This is a genomic window from Streptomyces sp. NPDC030814, assembly GCF_055572155.1.
Map to the genome: position 1 here is coordinate 142,252 of NZ_JBVIDX010000015.1, position 21,124 is coordinate 163,375.

General features: G+C 71.8%; 19 protein-coding genes and 1 riboswitch. Of the genes, 3 read left to right on the plus strand and 16 right to left on the minus strand.

The genetic code is table 11. From position 1 onward, the window contains the following. From ACZ43N_RS28195 to ACZ43N_RS28260, 14 genes are all read right to left on the minus strand, one after another. On the minus strand, nt 1–942 hold the full coding sequence (locus tag ACZ43N_RS28195; protein ID WP_468101417.1) for a Ppx/GppA phosphatase family protein: 942 nt from the start codon (nt 940–942) through the stop codon (nt 1–3). Next, nucleotides 939–1,469, minus strand: a complete 531-nt coding sequence (locus ACZ43N_RS28200; RefSeq protein ID WP_468101418.1) for a DUF501 domain-containing protein — start codon at nt 1,467–1,469, stop codon at nt 939–941. The genes ACZ43N_RS28195 and ACZ43N_RS28200 overlap by 4 nt, the downstream gene beginning before the upstream one ends. A 33-nt stretch (nt 1,470–1,502) precedes the next feature. Then, the gene (locus tag ACZ43N_RS28205; protein ID WP_468101419.1) at nt 1,503–1,979 is read right to left on the minus strand and encodes an FtsB family cell division protein; all 477 of its coding nucleotides are present in this window, start codon (nt 1,977–1,979) and stop codon (nt 1,503–1,505) included. Between the two features lie 210 nt (nt 1,980–2,189). After that, nucleotides 2,190–3,470, minus strand: coding sequence for a phosphopyruvate hydratase (gene eno, locus ACZ43N_RS28210; RefSeq protein WP_468101421.1), 1,281 nt, complete (start codon nt 3,468–3,470; stop codon nt 2,190–2,192). 420 nt (nt 3,471–3,890) lie between these two features. Next, complete coding sequence (locus ACZ43N_RS28215) at nt 3,891–4,571, minus strand: transglycosylase family protein (RefSeq protein ID WP_468101423.1); 681 nt, start codon at nt 4,569–4,571, stop codon at nt 3,891–3,893. 4 nt (nt 4,572–4,575) lie between these two features. Then, nucleotides 4,576–4,774: riboswitch (cyclic di-AMP (ydaO/yuaA leader) on the minus strand. A gap of 182 nt (nt 4,775–4,956) precedes the next feature. Further along, nucleotides 4,957–5,976 (minus strand): transglycosylase family protein, encoded by a 1,020-nt coding sequence (locus ACZ43N_RS28220; RefSeq protein WP_468101425.1) that lies wholly within the window; start codon nt 5,974–5,976, stop codon nt 4,957–4,959. Between the two features lie 182 nt (nt 5,977–6,158). After that, on the minus strand, nt 6,159–7,460 hold the full coding sequence (locus ACZ43N_RS28225) for a cytochrome P450 family protein (RefSeq protein ID WP_468101427.1): 1,302 nt from the start codon (nt 7,458–7,460) through the stop codon (nt 6,159–6,161). Further along, on the minus strand, nt 7,457–9,559 hold the full coding sequence (locus ACZ43N_RS28230) for a hypothetical protein (RefSeq protein ID WP_468101428.1): 2,103 nt from the start codon (nt 9,557–9,559) through the stop codon (nt 7,457–7,459). Before ACZ43N_RS28230 ends, ACZ43N_RS28225 begins: the two co-directional genes overlap by 4 nt. 42 nt (nt 9,560–9,601) lie before the next feature. Beyond that, entirely contained in the window at nt 9,602–10,606 is a 1,005-nt protein-coding gene (locus ACZ43N_RS28235; protein ID WP_468101429.1) for a nucleoside triphosphate pyrophosphohydrolase, read from the minus strand. Nucleotides 10,607–10,694: 88 nt separating this feature from the next. Next, nucleotides 10,695–11,363, minus strand: a complete 669-nt coding sequence (locus ACZ43N_RS28240; protein ID WP_468101430.1) for a SurA N-terminal domain-containing protein — start codon at nt 11,361–11,363, stop codon at nt 10,695–10,697. Between the two features lie 203 nt (nt 11,364–11,566). Continuing rightward, nucleotides 11,567–12,433 carry a glycoside hydrolase domain-containing protein gene (locus tag ACZ43N_RS28245; protein WP_468101432.1) on the minus strand — a complete coding sequence of 289 codons (867 nt, stop codon included), beginning with the start codon at nt 12,431–12,433 and terminating at the stop codon, nt 11,567–11,569. A 135-nt stretch (nt 12,434–12,568) separates the two neighbouring features. After that, nucleotides 12,569–14,062: a protein kinase domain-containing protein gene (locus tag ACZ43N_RS28250; RefSeq protein WP_468101510.1), complete on the minus strand. Its 1,494-nt coding sequence runs from the start codon at nt 14,060–14,062 to the stop codon at nt 12,569–12,571. Between the two features lie 38 nt (nt 14,063–14,100). Next, nucleotides 14,101–14,712, minus strand: coding sequence for a hypothetical protein (locus ACZ43N_RS28255; protein WP_468101434.1), 612 nt, complete (start codon nt 14,710–14,712; stop codon nt 14,101–14,103). 215 nt (nt 14,713–14,927) lie between these two features. Continuing rightward, nucleotides 14,928–16,955 (minus strand): N-6 DNA methylase, encoded by a 2,028-nt coding sequence (locus tag ACZ43N_RS28260; protein WP_468101435.1) that lies wholly within the window; start codon nt 16,953–16,955, stop codon nt 14,928–14,930. Between the two features lie 211 nt (nt 16,956–17,166). On the opposite strand from ACZ43N_RS28260, the gene ACZ43N_RS28265 reads away from it, so the two are divergent. After that, nucleotides 17,167–17,550 carry a hypothetical protein gene (locus ACZ43N_RS28265; protein WP_468101437.1) on the plus strand — a complete coding sequence of 128 codons (384 nt, stop codon included), beginning with the start codon at nt 17,167–17,169 and terminating at the stop codon, nt 17,548–17,550. Nucleotides 17,551–17,686: 136 nt separating this feature from the next. Then, nucleotides 17,687–18,421: a hypothetical protein gene (locus tag ACZ43N_RS28270; RefSeq protein ID WP_468101440.1), complete on the plus strand. Its 735-nt coding sequence runs from the start codon at nt 17,687–17,689 to the stop codon at nt 18,419–18,421. A gap of 182 nt (nt 18,422–18,603) precedes the next feature. Here ACZ43N_RS28270 and ACZ43N_RS28275 read toward each other — a convergent pair whose 3' ends face one another. Beyond that, nucleotides 18,604–19,323 carry an HNH endonuclease family protein gene (locus ACZ43N_RS28275; protein WP_468101442.1) on the minus strand — a complete coding sequence of 240 codons (720 nt, stop codon included), beginning with the start codon at nt 19,321–19,323 and terminating at the stop codon, nt 18,604–18,606. A 126-nt stretch (nt 19,324–19,449) separates the two neighbouring features. Then, nucleotides 19,450–20,286, minus strand: a complete 837-nt coding sequence (locus tag ACZ43N_RS28280) for an SCO6745 family protein (RefSeq protein ID WP_468101511.1) — start codon at nt 20,284–20,286, stop codon at nt 19,450–19,452. 204 nt (nt 20,287–20,490) lie between these two features. On the opposite strand from ACZ43N_RS28280, the gene ACZ43N_RS28285 reads away from it, so the two are divergent. Next, nucleotides 20,491–21,120 carry a TetR/AcrR family transcriptional regulator gene (locus tag ACZ43N_RS28285; RefSeq protein WP_468101443.1) on the plus strand — a complete coding sequence of 210 codons (630 nt, stop codon included), beginning with the start codon at nt 20,491–20,493 and terminating at the stop codon, nt 21,118–21,120. The last annotated feature ends 4 nt before the right edge of the window (nt 21,121–21,124 follow it).

A 21,124-nucleotide genomic window follows, 5' to 3' on the forward strand; every position in this document is an offset into this window, starting at 1 on the left:
TCAGGCCAAGGACCAGGCGATGCCGTCCAGGATGTCGTGTTCGCTCACCACGACCTCCGCGGCCCCGATCCGTTCCATGATCGCGAGCAGCACGAGGGCACCGGCGGCGATCACGTCCACCCGGCCGGGGTGCATCGAGGGGATCGCGGCCCGCTCGGCGTGGGTGGAGCGCAGCAGTCCCTCGGTGATCTCGCGGACCCGGTCGTAGGGGATCCGGGAGTGGTGGATGGCCACGGAGTCGTACTCGGGGAGGTCCTGGGCGATCGCGGACAGCGTCGTGACCGACCCGGCGAGACCCACGAGGGTGTGCGCCTCCCGCAGCGGCACGGTCCGCTCCGCGAGATCCAGCGCGGCCTCGATGTCGGCGCGAACGGCCGCGATCTCCTCGGGGCCGGGGGGATCGATGACGGCGCCGTCCCGGACGAGGTGCCGCTCCGTCATGCGTACGCAGCCGATGTCCACGGAGCGCGCGGCACGCACATGGCCGTCCCCGACGACGAACTCCGTGGAACCGCCGCCGATGTCCACCACCAGGAACGGCTTGGCCAGATCGTCCCGGCCCAGCAGCTCCTTGGTGGCGCCGGTGAAGGAGAACTCGGCCTCCTGGTCACCGGAGATCACCTCGGGCTCGACACCGAGGATGTCCATGACGCCCCGGACGAACTCGTCCCGGTTCTCCGCGTCCCGCGAGGCGGACGTCGCGACGAACCGCAGCCGCTCGGCGCCGAGTTCCTTGATGACCGCCGCGTACTCCCGGCACGCGGCGAACGTCCGCTGCAGCGCCTCGGGCGCCAGCCGGCCCGTACGGTCGACGCCCTGCCCGAGCCGGACGATCGTCATCCGGCGCTCCAGGTCGACGAGTTCACCCGTCTCGGGATCGGCGTCGGCCACAAGCAGGCGGATGGAGTTGGTACCGCAGTCGATGGCGGCGACACGGGTCACTTGGCTGCCTCCTCAGCGGGAACCACGCACGGTCCCTTCGCCCACCACTCCGGCAGCATCGCGATCGCCTCGTCGCCCAGCGGGTTCACACCGGGGCCGGCGGCCAGCGAGTGCGCCACGAGGACGTGCAGGCACTTCACCCGGTCCGGCATACCGCCCGCGCTCGGGAAGCCCTTCAGCTCCTCGATCTCGTCGCGCCGCCGGATGTAGTCCTCGTGCGCGGCGCGGTACGCGGCGGCCAGGTCCTCGTCCCGGGCCAGCCGCTCGGTCATCTCCTTCATCACGCCGTTCGCCTCCAGTGTGCCGATCGCCGAGGCGGCCCGCGGACACGTCAGGTAGTACGTCGTCGGGAACGGCGTCCCGTCCGGCAGGCGTGGCGCCGTCTCGACGACGTCCGGCTGCCCGCACGGGCAGCGGTGGGCGATCGCGCGCAGTCCGCGCGGCGGGCGTCCGAGCTGCTGCTGGAAGGCCTCGACGTCCGCGTCGGTGGGCTCGGTGCGCGCGGTGGAGGGCGGGGGCGTGTCCATACCTGTACGTAAGTCCTCTGGAGCTCTGGTCGGTTACTGGTCGGCGGCGTCGGCCTTGTCGACCCCGTCCCAGACGTTGGTGTACCAGGGGACGCGGGCCGCCCCCTGCGTCGTACGGGACTGCTTCGCCGCGTCCGGGTGGATCATGATGTAGCCGGTCTCGCCCGGCATGACGTAGTGCAGCCGCTCCCGGATGCGCTGCTCGGCGTACGCGTCGTCCTGCCAGCGCGCCTTGAGGTCACGCAGTTCCTCGACGCGCTCGCGCGCCTCCTGGCGCTGCCGCCGCATGTCGGCGATCTCGGCGCGCTGGGAGACGTACTGCCTTATGGGGTAGGCGAGGGCCACGATCATCGAGCAGAGGACGAGGGCGAGCAGCGCGGCCCGGCCGGTGAGCCGGGAGCGACGGGCCTGGCGCCGGGTCTGGGAGCGGTAGACCCGGGCCGCCGTCTGCTCACCGAGCAGCTTCAGCCTGGTCGCGGTGGAGAAACGGTCCCGGTCCTTCACGGGCATGTCCCCCTTCCCCTTCCTGCGGGCCCTACGTGCGTACGTCCCCGCACACGGTACGGGACCGGGTACGGGGACGTACGTGCGACGCCTGCTGCCGCCGCCCTGCTGGTGTCAGCCCTTGCTGTGCCCGTGGTCCGCGGAGCGGACGTGGGGAAGGACCGGTCAGCCCTTGCTGTGCCCGTGGTCCGCGGAGCGGACGTGGGGAAGGACCGGTCAGCCCTTGAAGCGCGGGAAGGCGCTGCGGCCGGCGTACACCGCGGCGTCGTCGAGGATCTCCTCGATGCGCAGGAGCTGGTTGTACTTGGCGACGCGGTCCGAGCGGGCCGGGGCGCCGGTCTTGATCTGGCCGCAGTTCACGGCGACGGCGAGGTCGGCGATGGTGACGTCCTCGGTCTCGCCGGAGCGGTGGGACATCATGCACTTGAAGCCGTTGCGCTGGGCCAGCTCGACGGCGTCCAGGGTCTCGGTGAGCGAGCCGATCTGGTTGACCTTGACGAGCAGCGCGTTCGCCGCGCCCTCCTCGATGCCGCGGGCGAGGCGCTCGGGGTTGGTGACGAACAGGTCGTCGCCGACGAGCTGCACCTTGTCGCCGAGGCGCTCGGTGATGGTCTTCCAGCCGTCCCAGTCGTCCTCGAACAGCGGGTCCTCGATGGAGACGAGCGGGTACGCGTCGACGAGCTCCGCGTAGTAGTCCGTCATTTCGGCGGCGGAGCGCTCCTTGCCCTCGAAGACGTACACGCCGTCCTTGTAGAACTCGGAGGCGGCGACGTCGAGCGCCAGGGCGATCTGCTCGCCGGGGGTGTAGCCGGCCTCGTTGACGGCCTCGAGGATGAGGTCGAGGGCGGCGCGGTTGGAGTCCAGGTTCGGGGCGAAGCCGCCCTCGTCGCCGAGGCCGGTGTTCAGGCCCTTGCGCTTCAGCACCTTCTTGAGGGTGTGGTAGACCTCGGCGCCCCAGCGCAGGGCCTCGGAGAAGGACTCCGCGCCGATCGGGGCGATCATGAACTCCTGGATGTCCACGTTGGTGTCGGCGTGCGAGCCGCCGTTCAGGATGTTCATCATCGGAACGGGCAGCAGGTGCGCGTTCGGGCCGCCCAGGTAGCGGAAGAGCGGGAGGTCGCTGGCCTCGGAGGCGGCGTGGGCGACGGCGAGGGAGACACCGAGGATGGCGTTGGCGCCGAGGGAGCCCTTGTTGTCGGTGGCGTCCAGGTCGAACATGGCCTGGTCGATCAGGCGCTGCTCGGTGGCGTCGTAGCCGACCAGCTCCGGGCCGATCTGCTCGATCACGGCGAGGACGGCCTTCTCGACGCCCTTGCCGAGGTAGCGGTTGGGGTCGCCGTCACGGAGCTCGATGGCCTCGAAGGCGCCCGTGGAGGCGCCGGACGGGACGGCGGCACGACCGGTGCTGCCGTCGTCGAGGCCGACCTCGACCTCGACCGTGGGGTTGCCTCGGGAGTCCAGGATTTCCCGGGCTACGACGACGTCGATGGACGGCACGAGCATCTCCTTCTTGGGATGTGACGCATTGGTGCGGGGCCGCGAGGGCCATGCGACTAGAGCCTAACCGCCCCGGGGCCGTCGGCAGCCGACCGACCGTCCCGTGGACAGACAGACCGTACCCATTGTTTCGGCTCGGAACAAAGGGGGGTGGGCGGGAAAGTGAACAGAAGGGGGAGCGACGGCGGTCCGGGGCACGAAAAACCCCGCCCCGGTGCGTACGGGGGAATGCGCACCGGGGCGGGGGGCCCGTGGGGACGGGGGACGGCCCTCACGAGGTCCTCACAAAGGAGGACACGGCCGTGAGCGGGCCACGGTTCAGCCGGGGAGCGGCCATTTTTTCGGCCCGGCCGAACCGGTGTCCCGGCCCGGCCGCGGCGGACCCATGGGCCCGGCCGCGGCGACCGTCGGGACCGGCCGTCAGCTCAGGTGGAGCTGCTGGCCGGGGTAGATGAAGTCGGCGTCGTCGATGATGTCCTTGTTCAGCTCGAAGAGCTTCTCCCAGCCACCCTTGACGTTCTTCTTCGCGGCGATGCTGCTGAGGGTGTCACCGCTGACGACCTTGTACTCTCCGTCGCCCTTCTTGACCTTCTTGCCGGTCGGGGTCTCGACGGTGGCGCGCCCGGAGGAACGCGAGGCGCGGGTGTCCTGGGTGCTCTCCTGCGAGGAAGAGGAGGAGGACTCCGAGCCGGAGTTGCCCGAGGAGGCGGCGGCGCCGTCGTACGAGGCGCTGGACAGGCCCTTGCCGCAGACCGGCCAGGCACCCTTGCCCTGGCTCGCGAGAACCTTCTCGGCGACGGCGATCTGCTGCGCCTTGGTGGCCTGGTCGGCGGTGGAGGCGTACTGCGTGCCGCCGTACCCGGCCCAGGTGGAGGCCGAGAACTGCAGCCCGCCGTAGTAGCCGTTGCCGGTGTTGATGGACCAGTTGCCACCGGACTCGCACTGGGCGACGGCGTCCCACTCGGATGCGGTGGCGGCGGAGGCGCTGCCGGCCGCCATCAGCGGGACGGCGATCGCGGCGGCGCCGGTGACACCGGCGACGGCGATGGCGCGGGCGGTCTTGGACGGACGGCGGTGCTTGCCCTTGCTGGAAGACAGCATGGAGTGATCCCCTCACCGACGCCTACGAGGTGAGCTGTCGGGTTCGGGCCGGTTGAGTTGCCCGGCCGCATCCGCTCGCCTCCCGGCTCACGTATGCGGCTTCACCCCGAGCCGGTGCCGGCGGTCTGACCCCGAAGGGCCTCAACCGCCGGACCCGGCGCAAACCTTGGGTCCCCCGCTCCTGCCTACGGCGCTTGACGCGACGACTGTTCCGAGCGGCCGTCGGCAGGATTCGGCGTGACGACCGCAAGGGCCCGCTGTGGCGAGCGGTCACGACCGTAAACACGTGATTCGCCGAATTTCAAAGACGATCAGGGGGTCTGTGATTCATCTCCCACCGAGATCAAAACGGGCATTAACGGGCGAACCATGACCGGAACTGCCGCTACTTTTCGCCCGTTTCGGCACTGACTTCCAGGGTCTGACCGGGAAGGATGAGGTCCGGGTCGGTTCCGACCGTGCGCTCGTTCTCGGCGTACAGCTCCCGCCACCCGCCGCTCACCTCAAGGGAGTCGGCGATGGCCGTCAGGCTGTCCCCGGGGCGGACGGTGTACGAGCCGTCGACGGCCTCGCGGGAGGCGTCGCCGCCACGGGAGGCGTGCCGGCCCGAGGAGGTGTCGCCGCGCGAGCCGGCCGCGTCGGTGTCGACACCCTCCTCCGCGCTCGCGCCACGGTGACGACCGGTGCCGGCATCCGCGTCATCGCTGGTGGAAGGGGTATCGGTCCGCGTGGAGTTGCCCGAGTCACCGCGGCGGGCGTCGGCCGTGGAGGAGCTGCCGGATTCCCGCGACCCGCCACTGCGGTCGGAGTCCGAGATGTCGACGGAGTCCCCTGCGCCCGCGTCGGCCTTGGCGGAACCCTCGGCGGTATCCGAGGACGAGTCGACCGAACCGGGCGAACCGGATGGGTCGGAGGAATCCGATGAGTCGTCGGACTTGGTGGAGTTACGGGATGAGCCGGATGAATCGGACGAATCGCCTGAACCGGACGAATCTTCCGCGACGCCGGTGTCCACGTCGGCCGAGGTGGAGTCGCCGTCGAGGTTGTGGAGGAGTCCGCAGGTGGACCAGACGCCGACACCCTGGTCGGCGAGGATCCTCTCGGCGACCGCGATTTGCTGCGAACGGCTGGCCTGGTCGGGGCTGGTCGCGTAACTGAGGCCGCCGTACTTCTCCCAGTTGGACTGGGAGATCTGGAGGCCGCCGTAGCGCCCGTTCCCGGTGTCCGCGCTCCAGGAACCGCCGCTCTCGCACTCCGCCACCTGGTCCCAGGTGGTTCCGCTGGCCGCGCTCGCGCCGGTGGCGCCGAGGAGCGGGATCGCGATCGCGGAGCCGGTCACTCCGGCCGCCACGAGGAGTGCCGGAGCCTGACGGGGGCGACGGTGACGACCGTTCCCGGAGAGCATGCGATTGCCTTTCACGCGACAGCAGTGAGCTGCGCGAAGGATGTGACCAACCTTCGCACTGCCGTGTGAACGTAGCCGCAGACGATCAGTTGTCACAAGTTAATGCAGCGGAGATCACGTGAAGATCACGAACTTGAGGGTGTGTCATGTTCTGCCGCTGTTCCGGGTACCGTACGCGCCGTTCAACCGCCCTGACGCGGTGTGAATTCGACCGGAAGCGTGCGCAATCCACGCATGATGAGCCCGCCGCGCCAGCGCAGGTCGGACGGATCGGCCGCGAGCCGCAGATCGGGCAGACGGGTGAGGAGTGTGGCCAGCGCAGTCTGCCCCTCCAGCCGGGCCAGGGGCGCGCCCAGGCAGTAGTGGATGCCGTGGCCGTAGCCGAGGTGCTGGTTGTCACGGCGGGAGAGGTCGAGGGTGTCGGGGTCGGCGAAGCGGGCCGGGTCACGGTCGGCCGCCGCGAGTACCACGAGCACGGGGTCGCCGGGGGCGATGTCCTGCCCGCCGATGGTCAGCGGCTGCGTGGCGAACCGCCAGGTGGCGAGCTCCACGGGGCCGTCGTAGCGGAGGAGTTCCTCGACGCCGGTCTCCAACAGGCCCCTTCCGCCCGCGGCGAGGGAGGCCTGGAGTCGGGCGCGCTGCTCGGGGTGCGTGAGGAGGGCGTAGGTGCCGTTGCCGATGAGGTTGACGGTGGTCTCGAACCCGGCGAACAGAAGGATGAAGGCCATGGCGGCGGCCTCGTTCTCGGTGAGGTGCTCACCGTGGTCCGAGGCCCGGATGAGACCGGAGATGAGGTCCTCGCCGGGGGTGGGTTCGGCGGGGAGCGCCTCGCGCTTGCGATGGATGAGGTCCGCGAGATAGCCGCGCATCTTCTTCACCGACCTGGCGACGCCGCCGCGCGGCCCGCCACCGTGCCGGATCATCATCCCCGCCCAGTCCCGGAAGTCGTCCTGGTCCTCCCGTGGGACGCCGAGCAGGTCGCAGATCGCGTGGATGGGGAGCGGGAAGGCGAACTCGTGGATGAGATCGGCCTCTCCCCGCTCCACGAACCGGTCGATCAGGTCGTCGGTCAACTCCTGGACCCTGGGTGCGAACTCGGCGACCCTGCGGGGCGTGAACGCCTTGGAGACGAGGCGGCGCAGCCGGGTGTGGTCCGGCGGGTCGATGTTCAGCAGGTGCGTCATCAACTCGGCCTTGCGCTCACCGGGGATACCGGTCTTGCCCTTGGCGTGCGCGGGCTCGTCGTGGTGCGCCGGGTTCTTGGACAGGCGCTGGTCGGCGAGGGCCTGCTTGGCGTCCTTGTACCGGGTGACCAGCCAGGCCTCCACGCCGCTGGGCAGCTTGGTGCGGTGCACGGGGGCGTGCTCGCGGAGCCAGGCGTAGGCGGGGTACGGGTCGGTGGCGAACTCCCAGGTGAACAGGGCGGGCGCCGGGGCGGGCGCCGGCTGCGGCCGGGAGTGCGGAGGGTGGGGCTGGTTGGTCACTCCTCGACGGTATCGGGCTGGTCGTCGGGGGGTACGGGCAGCAGGCCCAGGTCGCGCAGCGCGTGGTAGTGGTCCAGGTCGGCGGCCTTGTGCAACCACTTGTCGGCCTCGCCGGTGTCCCCGCGCCGGCGCAGGTGCAGCGAGAGCCAGTAGGCGGCGTCGCCGCTGCCGAGTGCGGCGTCCTCGTGGAACAGGTGCCTCACCTCGTCGGAGGGGCCGTCGCCCACGCGGAGGAGGAGGGCTGCGAGATGGCGGGACGCGGCAGGGTGGCCCGCCTCCTTGGCCTCGCGGAAGAGCCGCTCCGCCTCCTCGTCGTGGTCGCCGAGGCTGTGCAGGTACGCGGCGAGCGCATGCACGGCGTGGGCGTCGCCGAGCGCGGCGCCGCGGCGGAGCCAGAACTCCGCGTCCTTGCTCCTCCGGTAGTACAGGGCCCGACCCAGGCTGGTGGACACCTCCTCGTGACCGGCCCGGACCGCCCTGACGAACCAGCGCAGCGCGTCAACCTGTCCGGAGCCCAGCAGCAGTTCGCCCAGCTCGTGGGCCGCCGCCCCGTCCCCTGCTTCGGCGGCCTTCCGCAGCAACAGCTCCGCGCGCTCGCGGTGCAACCGCCCCGCCTCGCGCGCCGCCTCGACGCTTCCGCCCTGGGCGGCGATCTCCAGATACCGGATCGCGGCGGCCTCGTCACCGGCTTCCACCAGGTGCGTCGCCCACTCCTCGGCGGCCTCGCGGTGCCCGGCCTCCGCGGCCCGGCGGATCAGGTCCGCGCGTTCGTCCCCGCCCACGCGCTCGGCGAGGGCGACCATCAGGTCCGTGTCGCCCGCCTCGATCCGCGGGTGCAGCGCCGCACGGGCCGCGTCCAGCACGGCCTCGCGGTCGATCCGTGCGCCGCCCTGCGCCGCGTCCAGCAACAGCCACCACACCGCGTCCGGCACCGGCTCCAGATCCTCCGCGCGCAGCGCCTCCGCGACCAGCGCCCCGTACGCCCGCAAGGTGCCGTCTTCGTCACCGGCCACGAGCAGGCCCGAGACCCCGAACATGCGGGTCGTGGCCCAGGTGAGGGCGTCCTCGAACGACTCGCGCTCCTCCGTGCCGTACTGCTCCTGCACCTGTGCGAGCAGCTCGGTCGGTACGGCGCCCCGCACTCCGCACCGCGCCAGGTCGACGGCGGCCCGGACCAGCAGCTGTCCACACGGGTGCTCCACCTTCGTCCCCGGCCGCCGCCACTCGTCGTACATGGTGTGCCCGATCGCGAAGTACGACGCGGCGCCCTCCTTGCCGCTCCACATGAACGCCGGGTAGGCGCGCGGGTCGTCGAGGTCCTTGAGGCGGTCCAGCTCGGCGTCGCTCCACTCCCGCGGCACCTCGACCGTGCGGGCCTTGGTCAGGGCGAGGCCGATGCGGTCGCTCATCATCCGGCGCCGGTAGTACTCCTCGGAGCGCATCGTGCCGAGCAGGACCGCGCCGAGGCCGGCGAGCCGCCCCAACAGCCTCCGGTCCAGCCCGTCCTCGCCGAGGTGGTCGGTCACCTCGTCCAGCCAGATGACGTACTCGCCGGGCTCGCCCCTCAGCGCGGCGAGCACAGCCCGCAGATCCTCCCCCGGGTCCGGCGCGTACAGCCGGTACCCCTCCAGCGACCGCACCCCGTGCCACGCGGTGTACGACTTGCCCGCGTACCGCTCGCCGAGGACCAGCACCAGCCCGCTGTGCGCGAGCTTGGCGCGCAGGTCCTCGTCGCAGTCGCGGGGCACGTACGGCGGCACGTCGGGCTGCCCCGGTATGTGCCGGGTCGGGCCGACGCCGAACTCAAGGGGCTCCACCTCGCCGACCGGCCGCCACCCGGCCGGGTCGAGCACGACGTGGCGGTCGTGCTCGACGGCGGTGGCTCGGTCCCCGGGGGCTCCGGCACGGGGGCCGGCCAGGCGTTCGTCGGCCGAGGACCCGTGCGAGACGTGGCCGATGCGGCCGGCCTGAATCACGATCCCGTTGCTGACATTGCCGGTGAAGGCGTTCCCGAGGTCGCCCCCGGCGGCGATGGAGCTGCTGCCGCCGGCCTCGACGGAGCGCCTGCCCCCGGTCTCGTCGTCCGACTCCCGACCCACTCGAGCCCCCACGCGTCGCAACCACCCGTGAGGGCAACGGTACTAAGCGTTCAGTCCTTCAGCCGCCCGCACGGCGTCACGATACGAGCGGGCAGCCGCCCGGAGCGCCGCCTCCGGATCGACGCCGGCGGCCTCGGCCCGTACGGCCATCGCCAGCAGCTCGTACCCGATGCCGTCGCCCGCCGGGAGCGGGACGTCCAGCCCGGCCGTGCGAACCCGGGACGCCAGCTTCGAGGCGAGGGCAAGGCCGGGCTGGCCGAGGGGTATGCCGTCGGTGACCGACTCGCGCTGCTTCTCGACGGCCTTGGTGCGGAGCCAGTGCTGCTTGACCTCCTCCGGGGTGGTGGCGGTCGCGTCGCCGAAGACATGGGGGTGGCGGTGGATGAGCTTGGTGACGATGGTGGCGGCGACGTCGTCGATGGAGAAGGGCGCCTCGGGGTCCTCCTCGGCGATACGGGAGTGGAAGACGACCTGGAGGAGGACGTCGCCCAGTTCCTCGCGGAGTTCGTCCCGGTCGCCCTCCTCGATCGCCTCCACCAGTTCGTAGGCCTCCTCGATGCCGTACTTGGCGAGGCCCTTGTGGGTCTGCCGGGAGGACCAGGGGCATTCGGCGCGGATGCGGTCCATGACCTGGATCAGATCGAGGAGACGGGCGCCGGGGAGGTCGTAGGAGGCGGGGAGGAGCTCCAGTGACGGCATCCGCAGGCGGCCGGAGCCGGCGAGGCGGGCCAGGCCGTCGGTGAGTCGGGGTTCGCCCTCGGCGGTCGCCACGACGACCACGGTGCGGTCGCCGGCGCAGGCGTCGACCAGGTCCTCGGCCGTGGGGGCGGCCTGCTCGACCGTGATGCCGGCCTCGCGCAGATAGGGCAGCTGCGGGTGGGCCTCGTCCGCGCACAGGACGCGGTCGGCGTCGTGCAGGGCCTGCCAGGCGGGCCAGGAGAGCAGACCGGGTGCGACGCGGTGGCTGGTGGTGAGCAGGACGACCCTGCCGGGGCCGGAGGCGGGGGCCTCGGTGTCGGGGGCGTCGTCGGGGCGGTGTGCGTTCACCCCACGAACGTAACCCACGCCACCGACGGCCCCCGAAGTTGTCCACAGGCTCCGGCGGCCGACGGCCGACGCGGCTTTCGCCGACCGGTTACGCCGGCTGCTGCGTGGCCTTCTTCGTGACCTCCCGCACCCACGGCGTCTTGGCGTCCGCCATCCCGAGCCGGCCGTCCTGGGCGACGCCCCATGATCCGTAGCGGGGGTTGAGGTCGACGTCGAGTTCGTCCGACGCGTTGGCCATGGCCTTCCAGAAGACGGTGCCGCCCTCGGGGCTGTTCATGTCGGCGCCGAGCGCCGCGGCGAGCTTCTGGACCTCGACGTCGCTGCGCAGGCTCTCCTCCAGGTGCTCGGGGGCGACGTTGTACTGCTGGAGCCAGGCCGTCTCCAGCGCCCGGGAACCGCCCGCCTCGTGCTCGAGGTCGGAACGGTACTTCTGGACTTCCTTGCGGGTGACGGTCACACCGGCGTCTTCGAGCGCCTGGTCGAGGACCTTCTCCAGGACCATGCCGTTCAGCGTGTTGCGGGTGAGGGTGCCGGTCTGGGCGACCAGGCGCTGGTACTGGGCGTCGTCCCCGGTGGCGGCGCGCTGGGCGGTGCGCACGTCGTTCACCCGGTTCTCCAGTTGCGCGACCGTGATCCGCTCGCCGCCCACGACGGCCGCCGCGCCGGGATGCGCGTCGCTCCCGCAGGCGGTCAGCAGGGGAGCCGCGGCGGCGATCGCGGCGGAGAGGACGAGCGCGGTGCGACGGCGGCGGTGCAAGTTGGCCTCCCGAGGAGATTGTGCGACGGTGCACAAGGTCTTGCGGTGATCGATGGTAGGCAGTGGCCCTGCTCTCGGCCAGCCATTCGACCAACGATTCACACCGACTTCCGGCACCGTCGCACCGCGAGGGCGCCCCGGACGGCCCGCAAGGTCGCCCCCACCGGGCCGCGCCCCGCGTCGGGACGGCGCTCGGCGTCCGGTTATCCGACGATCGCCACCGGTGCGTCCCACGCGTCACGGTCCACGGTGATCGTGTAGCCGCCGCGGCTCTCCTTGCTGTTGACCATGTACTGGTGGGCGCGGTGGTGCCCGGTGTACAGCGTCGAGGCGTACGGCCAGTCGCTGGTCGTCGTGTTGACCTTGTCCCACTTGGCGTACCAGAGGTTGCCCGGCAGATTCGTGCGGTCGGTGGCGGTGGCGACCGCCTTGGCGCTGGAGCTGCTGAAGCCGTAGAAGCCGGAGCGGTACTGCTTGGCGCCGAGCGCCTTGTGCCAGGCCCGGACATAGGTGAGGACGGCGTCGTTGCACGCCGTGTCCGTGATGTCGTACGCCTCCATGTCGAGGTAGAGCGCGCTGCCGGGCTTCATACCGAGGGCGGCGGCCTTGGCGACGGCGTCGGCCCCGTCGGCGGCGCCCTGGGAGGCGGCGGTCGACGCGGTGATCACCTCGGGGCTGGAGCCGCTCTGGCAGGGCGGCTGGGCGCCCACGTAGAGCGGGACGAGCTTGAAGCCGAGGGTGTTGACGGACTTCACCCAGGACGCGGTGAGGTTGGGCTGGGCGCAGCCGCGGTTCTTGCCGCCGATGTAGACGGCCGCCGCGCCGTAGAAGCCGGTGTTCCATGCCTTCATCGCGGACAGGGACGGTGCCGTGCAGGTGTCGAAGGCGCGGCCCGTGTAGACCTTGGCGGCCGGCCAGGCGGTGGTCGTGGCGAGGGAGTTCTGCGCGGCGACGCCGGCCCCGGCGAGCACGGCGGCTCCGGCCGCGGTCCAGGCGATGTACCTGCGCTTCCTGGACTGCCGGTGGCCCGGCTTGCCCGACCGTCTGCGGCTGCTCGTGTCATCGGACATGGATGGCCCCACCCCTTGATCGCTCCGTCGTGTGTGTACAGCCAAGCGGCGCCGGCCCCGAGTTCGGGAAACACCGTCTCCGCGGTGCGGCAACCTTCGGCCGAGGCGGCGCAAGACATGCGCCCGGCGTTGGTGTCAGCCGCGCACCTGTCCCAGCCACTGCAAGGTCCGCCGGACCTCCCCCGCCAGCGGATGGCCGGGGCCCCGCAGCCGCTCCACGTCCAGCAGGAGGCGGCCGAGGGTCTCGTGGGCGGCGCCCCGGTCGCCGAGGGCGAGGAGCAGGTGGCCTATGCGGCGGCGGACGTCGAGGGCCAGCTCGGGGTCGCCGCCCACGTACCGGTTCTCGAAGTACGGCAGCAGCGAGCGGTACTCGGCGAGGGCCGCCGCCGGTTCGCCGAGCTGTTCGAGGCACTGGGCGGAGTCGTAGCGGAAGCGCAGGGACTGCGGGTCGGCCTGGCCCGCCTCGGCGGCGCGCTCGTCGGCGAGGCGGCGCAGCTCGGGCAGGGCGCGGCGGTATTGACCGTCGTCCATGAGGGTGGCCGCGTACTGCTTGCGCAGGGTGCGGACGACCGGTGAGTGCTCGCCGTGCTGGGCGGCGGCGGCCGGGAGGATCGCGCCGAGGATGTCGACGGCCTGGGTGATACGGCCCTCGCCGAGCAGCCGCTTGACCTCGTCGACGGCGCCCGCCACATCGGGCTTGTCGACCGGAGGGGCCTCCGCGGGAGCGGCGGAGGGCTGCGGCGCGGGGATGCGGGCGCGGTCCGGCCAGGGGGCGTGCGGACGCAGGAAGGGACGGGTGGGGTCGAGCGGGGAGCCCGTGGGCATCCCGCGCGCCGGAAGCAGCGGCAGGAGCTGCTCGTATGTCTCCTGCGCGGAGGACGGGCGGTGCTGCGGGTCCTTGGAGAGCAGCCGCAGCACCAGTGTCTCCAGGGTCTCGGGGACCTCGGGGCGGAGCCTGCGGACGGGGACCGGCGGCTCGTACAGGTGACGGTGGAGGACGCCGAGGGCCGTCGAGCCCGTGAACGGCACGTTCCCGCTGAGCAGTTCGTGCATCAGCACGCCGAGGGCGTACAGGTCGGTGTACGGGCCGACCGCGCCGCCCATGGCCTGCTCGGGAGCCATGTAGGCGGGGCTGCCGATGGGCGAGCCGGTGTGGGTGAGGCGGGTGGTGTCGGTGTCCATCACGGAGGCGACGCCGAGGTCGAGGACGGTGACCGTGCCGTCCTGCTTGACCATCACGTTCCGCGGCTTGAGGTCGCGGTGGATGATCGGCACCGCGTGCACGGCGGACAGCACCGCGCACAGCTGGGCGGCGACGGCGACCGTCCACTGCCACGGGTAGGGGTCGTGCTCGGCGAGGTGGTCGGAGAGGTCCGCCCCGTCGACGTACTGCATGACGAGGAACAGCTCCTCGCCCTCGCTGCCCGCGTCGTGCACGGTGACCAGGCCGGGGTGGTCGACCTGGGCCGTGACCCGGCACTCGCGCACGAAGCGGCGGCGCAGCTCGTCGGCCTCCTGGCCGGCGACCTTGTCCGGGCGCAGCAGCTTGACCGCCACCCGCCGGTCGAGGCGCTGGTCGTACGCCGTCCACACCTGACCCATGCCGCCCTGTCCGATGAGCGTGGACAGTTCGTAGCGGCCGGTGATCAGGCGTCCGGTCCCCTGGGTCACCGGTCTCCTTCGTTTCTGCGGAGATAGTCACTGAGCTCGTCGAGCTCGGCGCGCACCTGGTCTATGCGGGCCGGGCCGGGGCGCTGCGGATCCGGCGCGGGCTGCGGCTGGACGGGGGGCCCCGGGATCGGCGTCCCCTGCGACTGGACGGGCGGCTGCGGGGCCGGGGTGTAGGGCTGCGGGACCTGGACCGGCGGGTAGCTGTAGCCCGTCTGCTGGGAGTAGACCGCGGTCTGGGCGAACGCCGAGGGCGGGGCCGTGCGGGACCGGCTGAAGTGGCGTATGTCCGCGTACAGGTAGTACGCGACGGTGACCACGAGGCCGATGAGCAGCATCGCCATGCCGACGTCGCCGCGCCAGGTGGTGAACTCCTCCTCGCCCGGGTCGGAGCCCAGGATGTACAGCGCCGTCACGATGTGCACGACCGCCAGGGCGAACAGGAACCAGTCGAGCGGTTTGCGGGTGACGGAGGCCAGTCGCAGCAGGCTGGCCCAGCCGAGGAGGCCGCAGCTCATGACGGTGACCACCACGAAGATCACACGCAGCGTGACCGGCGCCCCCTGCGAGGGGCCGGGGGGCTGTTGCGGCGCGTAGCCGTGGCCGTGCATGACTGCTCCTGAAGGCCTGTGGTAGTGGACTGCGATGTCGTTCCGAGCGTATAGGTCGACCACGACAAGCGGTCCAGGGTTGTGGACAACCGTTGCAGTCCTGGTCACGTCGCCCGGTGCGGAGCGGTTCCGTCCGGTGGACCCGTGTCGGTCGTCCCGGCGGATCCACACGATCGTTCGACGGACCCACCTGATCGTAAGGGCAGTTCGCCGTTTCAGTCCGGGGTGACCGTTCCGTCCGTCAGTCCGTCGTACATGCCGCGCACGAGGCGTGTGCCCAGGCGGCCCGCCTCGCGGAGCGCGTCCTCGAAGGCGGCAAGGGCCCTGAACCGCTCACCGTAGCGGCGCTGCTGGTCCAGGGGCAGCCGGGGCAGTTGGAGGCGGCGTACGTCGAGACGGCTGGCGGTGGAGGCGTAGCTGCTGGCCTGGCGGCTGTTGGCGGTGCCACGCAGGAACCCGGCGACGAACCACGCGTCGAGCGCCGCCGGATCGGGGCGCAGGAGCGTCAGGTTGCGGCCGAGGGCGGCCCCGGCGGTCTCCTCGTCGATCACGCGGGCGATCCCGCCGCCGCCGAGGACGGGGACGACGATGTCGCCCCGCTCCACCAGCACCGGCTCCTCCCCCGTCTCGGGCAGGGACCCGGAAGGTTTTGTGCCCGACAGGACGTCGTGGTCGGTGAGCACGCGCGCGTGGGGACCGTTCCCGCCGGTGCGCAGCAACAGTGCCCCGCCGCGCGCGAGTTCCCCGACGGTGGTGAGCGGCCAGCGCGGGGGCTGCGTCTCGTCGGGGAGCGGGGGCGTGAGGTCGGCGGTCAGCCGCAGGGTCTCGCCGAGGCGTTCGCGTACGGCGGTGAGTTCCGCGGCGCCTGAGCCCGCGGCCGGTGGCGGCAGATGCCGGGCGGGGGCCAGGTCCACGTCGTCGTCGAGGAGTTCGATGACCGGCATCGAACGGCTCAGTCCGGGGCGCTCCTCGACCTCTCCCGCGCGGTCGAACGGTTTCCACGCGTCCAGCACGGCGGTGCGCACGGCCGCCCAGTCGACCCCGCCCCGCCCCTCGGCACCGAGCCGCCCGGTGTCCACGAGCAGCAGCTCCGGCGCCGCCGCCGTCCTGCCCGGCCGGCGCAGCACCCACAGGTGCAGCGGGATGTTGTACGGGGGTGCCGCACCGACCGGCAGGGCGATCACGGCGCGCAGGGCACCGCGGCGCAGCAGGTCGGCGCGGATACGGCGCCCCGAGCGGCGGCTCGCGACGGCCGGCGGCATCAGCAGGACGGCGGTGCCGCCGTCCTCCAGCCGGGCCAGCGCGTGCTGCACCCAGGCGAGTTCGGACTCCGTGCGGGCCGGGAAGCCGTACTCCCAGCGCGGGTCGTAGGCGAGTTCGTCGTGGCCCCAGTTGCGCTCGTTGAACGGCGGGTGGCACAGCACCGCCTCGGCCCTGAGCTGCTCGTGGGCGTCCGCGCGGAGGCTGTCCCCGGCGGCGGTCCGGATGGCGCTCTCGCTGCGCAGGGCGAGCCGGAGCGCGGTGAGGGCGGCCAGGTCGGGTGCGCTGTCCTGGCCGTGCAGCTCCTGGCCGGGGCGGGGGGCGACGGCGCGCAGCAGGGCACCGGTGCCGCACGCCGGGTCGAACACGGAGCGGGCGGGCCCGGCGAGTTCGGCCATCAGCTCGGCCAGCTCGCCCGGAGTGAGCGTGTACTGGCGGGGGTTGGCGTCGAGGTGGCGGGCCAGCAGGAACTCGAAGGTCTGCCGCGCGCCCAGATCCGCCGCGAGCTCGGTGGCGCCGCGCAGCAGCGGGATCGACGGCAGGAGCTCGGCGGCCGTCGGGCGGTGCGCGGCGGGCTCGCCGGCCGGGCCGAAACGGGCGGTGAGGATCTGCGCGAGCTGGTCGGACAGCCTGCCGGCCAGTTCCTTGTCGTCAGGGGTGGCGCTCAACTCCAGCCAGACCAGGGGCCGGTCGTGGAGGTGCAGCAGGGCGCAGCCGGCGTGCACCAGGGCCGTGACGGGGCCGTCCGGGTGGCCGGTGACCTGCTGCCAGACCCGCTCCTTCAGGGGGACCTCGGCGAGCTTGCCCTGCTTGCGCAGCCACTCCTCGACGTCGGTCAGCGCGAAGGACGGGCTGGTCTCCGTGCCGCCGACCGGCCTGGGGAAGTCGGCATGGCGACGACGCCAGTTGCTGACGGCGGCCCGGCCGACGCCGGCGAGCCGCGCGATCTCCGCGGCGGTGACCTCTGTCCCGTTGTCCTGCACGCGCCCGGCTCCCCTCGTACCTGGTGTGTGGCGTTGAGCATACCGACGTACGCAAGATCTACCTCTTCACGCCGTGTACGCACTCGTTATCGTGAACCGTGTTGACTCGGTTCACAAGCTCTGCTGTGATTGACTCATCGAACGACGGGCCGCCCGCCTCGGGTGGTCACACCTCGTCGTGCGGTCGAACACCAGGGGAGGAGGCACGACCATGGGCATGAAGACCCAGCTCGCACTGCATGCGGCGGTCGGTCTGCTCGTAATCGGTGTGGTCTCGGCGAACGCCGGGAGCGGTGACAGCGCCTCATACGGCACCGGATCCGCCGACCGCTTCAAAGCATTTGTGAACACTCACGGCACCTCCGCCGAGAGAGCCGCCGTCTCGCATGTCACCCATGTACACAGACCCGCGCCACCCGCGGGCGGGACCGGCTCGACCGACGTCCTCACGGACTTCACCGGCGGCCCACCGGATGGCGGTGCCCGCCCCGCCCGGCTGATCGCCGCCGCCTTCGCCGACTTCCGGCACGACGACCGGGGCCACGTCACGGTCTACGACTCGGCGGGCGAACAACTCGCCACGCGCGCCTACTGACAGACACCTCCGTTCACCGGGCGGACGTCACGCCCACCGGTCCGAGATCACCGCTCACTTCCGCCGCCGCACGCACACCCGTGCCCGCGTACGGCGGCGGCACCGCTCACTCACCAGATCCCAGGGGGGACCTCCCATGCGTCGCACCGCACTCACCGCTCTCTGCATCGCCGCCGCGGCCACCTTCTCGCTCACCGGCTGCCTGCCCGGCGAGGACAAGTCGAACGAACCGTTCTCCGGCCTGAGCGGCGGCGAGATCGCCGACAAGGCCGTGAAGGCCACCTCCGACGCCGACTCGCTCCGGATGAAGGGCGAGATCAAGGACGACAGCGCCGGCGGCACGATCAACCTCGACATGGCCCTCAACAAGAAGGGCGACTGCGCCGGCACGATCGGCATGAAGGACGGCAAGGCCGAGCTGATCAAGACGGGCGACACGATCTACATGAAGTACGACGAGGCGTTCCTGCGCGCCCAGGCGGGCGGTTCCTCCAAGGAGGAGACCGACATGATCGTGGACATGCTGGCCGGCAAGTGGACCAAGACGTCCGCGACCGCCGAGGACTCCAAGGAGATGGCCAGCTTCTGCGACCTGGACACCGTGCTCGCCGACTTCGAGGACACCAACTCCGACGCCGAGCGCGGCAAGACCACCACGGTCGACGGCACCCCCGCGATCCTCCTCCACGAGAAGGACGGCAAGGACCGTTACACCCTGTCCGTCGCCACCAAGGGCAAGCCGTACCTCCTGCGGGTCGTGAGCAAGTCCGCCAAGGAGCCGGGCGACGTGAGCTTCACCGACTACAACAAGCCGGTCCCGGCCGACGCCCCCAAGGGCAAGGTCATCGACCTGGACAAGGAGTGGAGCTGATCTGACGCCCCGGGGCTCGCACCGGGCACGACCCGCACGAGCCCCGGGGCGCGGGAGGCAGGCACACCGCACGAGCCCCCGCCGCGCGCGTGAGCCCCACGGCGTCCGAGGCGCCCGGCGCCCCGCACGCCACGGTGCACGCCACGGTCTTCTCCGGCGCTCGGTACAGCGACCCTCAGGCCTCAGTCCGCGTGGAAGCGGGCCGGGGCCTTGGTCGGGTTGCCGCCGCCGGGGAGCTTCTGGTCGGGGCAGGTACTCAGCACCCGCTTCATCGCGGTCTGTTCGGCCGAGGTGACCCACAGCTCGTACTTCTTCTTCACGGCGACCTGCGCGGCCACATACGTGCACCGGTAGGCCTTGTTGGGCGGAAGCCAGGTGGCCGCGTCGCCGTCGCCCTTGCCCCGGTTGGTGCCCGCGTCGACCGCGAGAAGGTTGAGCGGGTCGTTGGCCAGGGCTATGCGCTTGCTGTCGTCCCACTTCTGGGCGCCCTTCTGCCAGGCGTCGGACAGGGCCACGATGTGGTCTATGTCGATCTGGCTGCGGCCCCGTACGAACGACACGTCCTCTCCGGTGTACGGGTCCGGGTCGAGCACACCGGAGGCCACCCGGCAGTCCCCGTCGCGGAACTTCACGTCCTCCAGGTCGCGTTGGAGTATGTCGTCCCGGGTGTCGCAGTCATTGGAGTCGGTGTCGGCCCAGGGGCTGCCGAACTCCTCCCGGTCGTAACCGGTCTTCGGCGCACGGCCCTTGACGGTCAGGGACTCCGCCGCGGCCAGGGCGGGGCCTCCCCCGCCCGGGTTGTCCGCCGGCTCCGCGGAACCCTTCGTGCCCGGTTCGCAGCCGCTGACGACGGCGACCAGTACCAGGGCTGCGACGGCCACCCCACCCCTCAGACGCACCACGCGACCCTCCTCACTGTCCTTGCTGGTTGCTTCGGTCCGGTTGCCCTGCCTGTGTTCCCTGCCCACTCCGGCCGACACCGTAGCCCCCGTGGGTAAGGGGCGGATCTGCAGGCACCGGCTCCGGGCTCACACCTTGCCTATCCCCAGCGTCGTCTCCGACGGCAGCAGACCCGAGCCGATCGCGGCGACCCAGAACTCGCCCAGCAGGTCGGCGAGTCGCGCGGTGTCGGCCGGGCCGAGCAACTGCCAGGGCTCGGCGGCCAGTCGGTCGGTGTGCCGCTCGACCTCGCGGCGCAGGCTCCGGCCGGCTTCCGTGGCCGTACCGTCGGCGTCGACCAGTCCGCGTGCTGCCAGGCAGTCGCGGGCAGCCGACCACTCGGCCGGGGTCCAGCCCCGGCTCTCGAAGCGTGCCACCGAGGCCGCGCCTATGGCCGCGAAGGAGACGAGGGATTCGGCGGGGTCGAGGTCCGCGATCAACAGGGCCGCGAGGTGGCCGTCCCCCCGGTGCTCGCGCAGGATCGTCGCCGCCCGCCACAGCTGGAGGTGCGCGGGCTCGGGCCAGGGCAGTTCGGCGTTGGCGGCGGCCAGCGGGCGGCCCGCGGTACTCAGGGACTCGGCAGCGCGGCGGGCCAGGGCGGCAGCCTCCGCGAGTTCGGGACTGTGCGCTCGCTCCGCGAACAGCCCGCGGTACACCCGGTCGACCGCCCGGTCCCGGGCCGCAAGCACGGCCTCCGGGCTCGCGGTCCGCCAGGCCGGTTCGATGTGTTCGGCGACCATGCGCGGGCTGAAGCTGTAGAAGGCGGAGGCCACCCGCTCGCTCCTGGCCGCGCCCAACGGGGCCGCCCGGTAGGCGAAGTAGCTCGGCCAGCGCTCCGTCACGTCGTATCCCAGCGCGGCGGCCTCCTCGAAGGCCTCCGGCGCGTAGTAGAAGACGGCGTGCAGCGGCTCCAGCAGGTGCCACATCCGGCGGACCTCGCCCAGCGCGACGCCGTCGCCCCGGCCCACTTCCGCACCCACACCACTCACGCTGACGCTGACGTTCTCGGACATGACGCATCCCCCTTGCCGCTCCCCCGGCCACGACGACCGAGTCAGAACTTGTCACTGACAAGATTGCCCGACCGCCCGCAAACTTGTCAACGACAAGATTGGGCGTACGCTGACCCCATGCCCCGCAGCAACTCCCCGGACGACGCCGACCGCCCTGACAGGCCCAACCGTCCAGATGGGCCCGACCGTCCCTACCACCACGGCGATCTACGGCGCGCGATCCTCCGCGCCGCGCTCGACGTCATAGCCGCCGACGGGCCCTCCGCGCTCAGCCTGCGGGACCTGGCCCGCCGCGCGGGCGTCTCGCACGCGGCGCCGGCGCACCACTTCAAGGACCGCACGGGGCTGCTCACGGCGATCGCGGCGGAGGGCCACGCGCTCCTGGCCACCACGCTCACCGAGGCCGACGACCTGCGGGACGCGGGCGTCCGCTACGTCCGCTTCGCCCATGAGCACCCGGCCCACTTCCAGGTGATGTTCCGCCCGGAGCTGCTCCGCGAGGACGACCTCGAACTGACCACCGCCCGCGCCCTGTCGGGCGAGCGGCTGCGCATCGCGGTCAGTACCGCCCGCCCCGAGTTCGGCGGGGCGGACCCCCGGCTGGCCGGCATCGCCGCCTGGTCCCTCTCCCACGGCTTCGCGACGTTGCTCCTCAGCCACAACCTCGACGCGGTGGTCGGCGACCGGGACCCGGAAGACGTCTTCCGCACGGCGACGGAGCTGCTGTTCCCGTCCACAGGACGGTGACCAC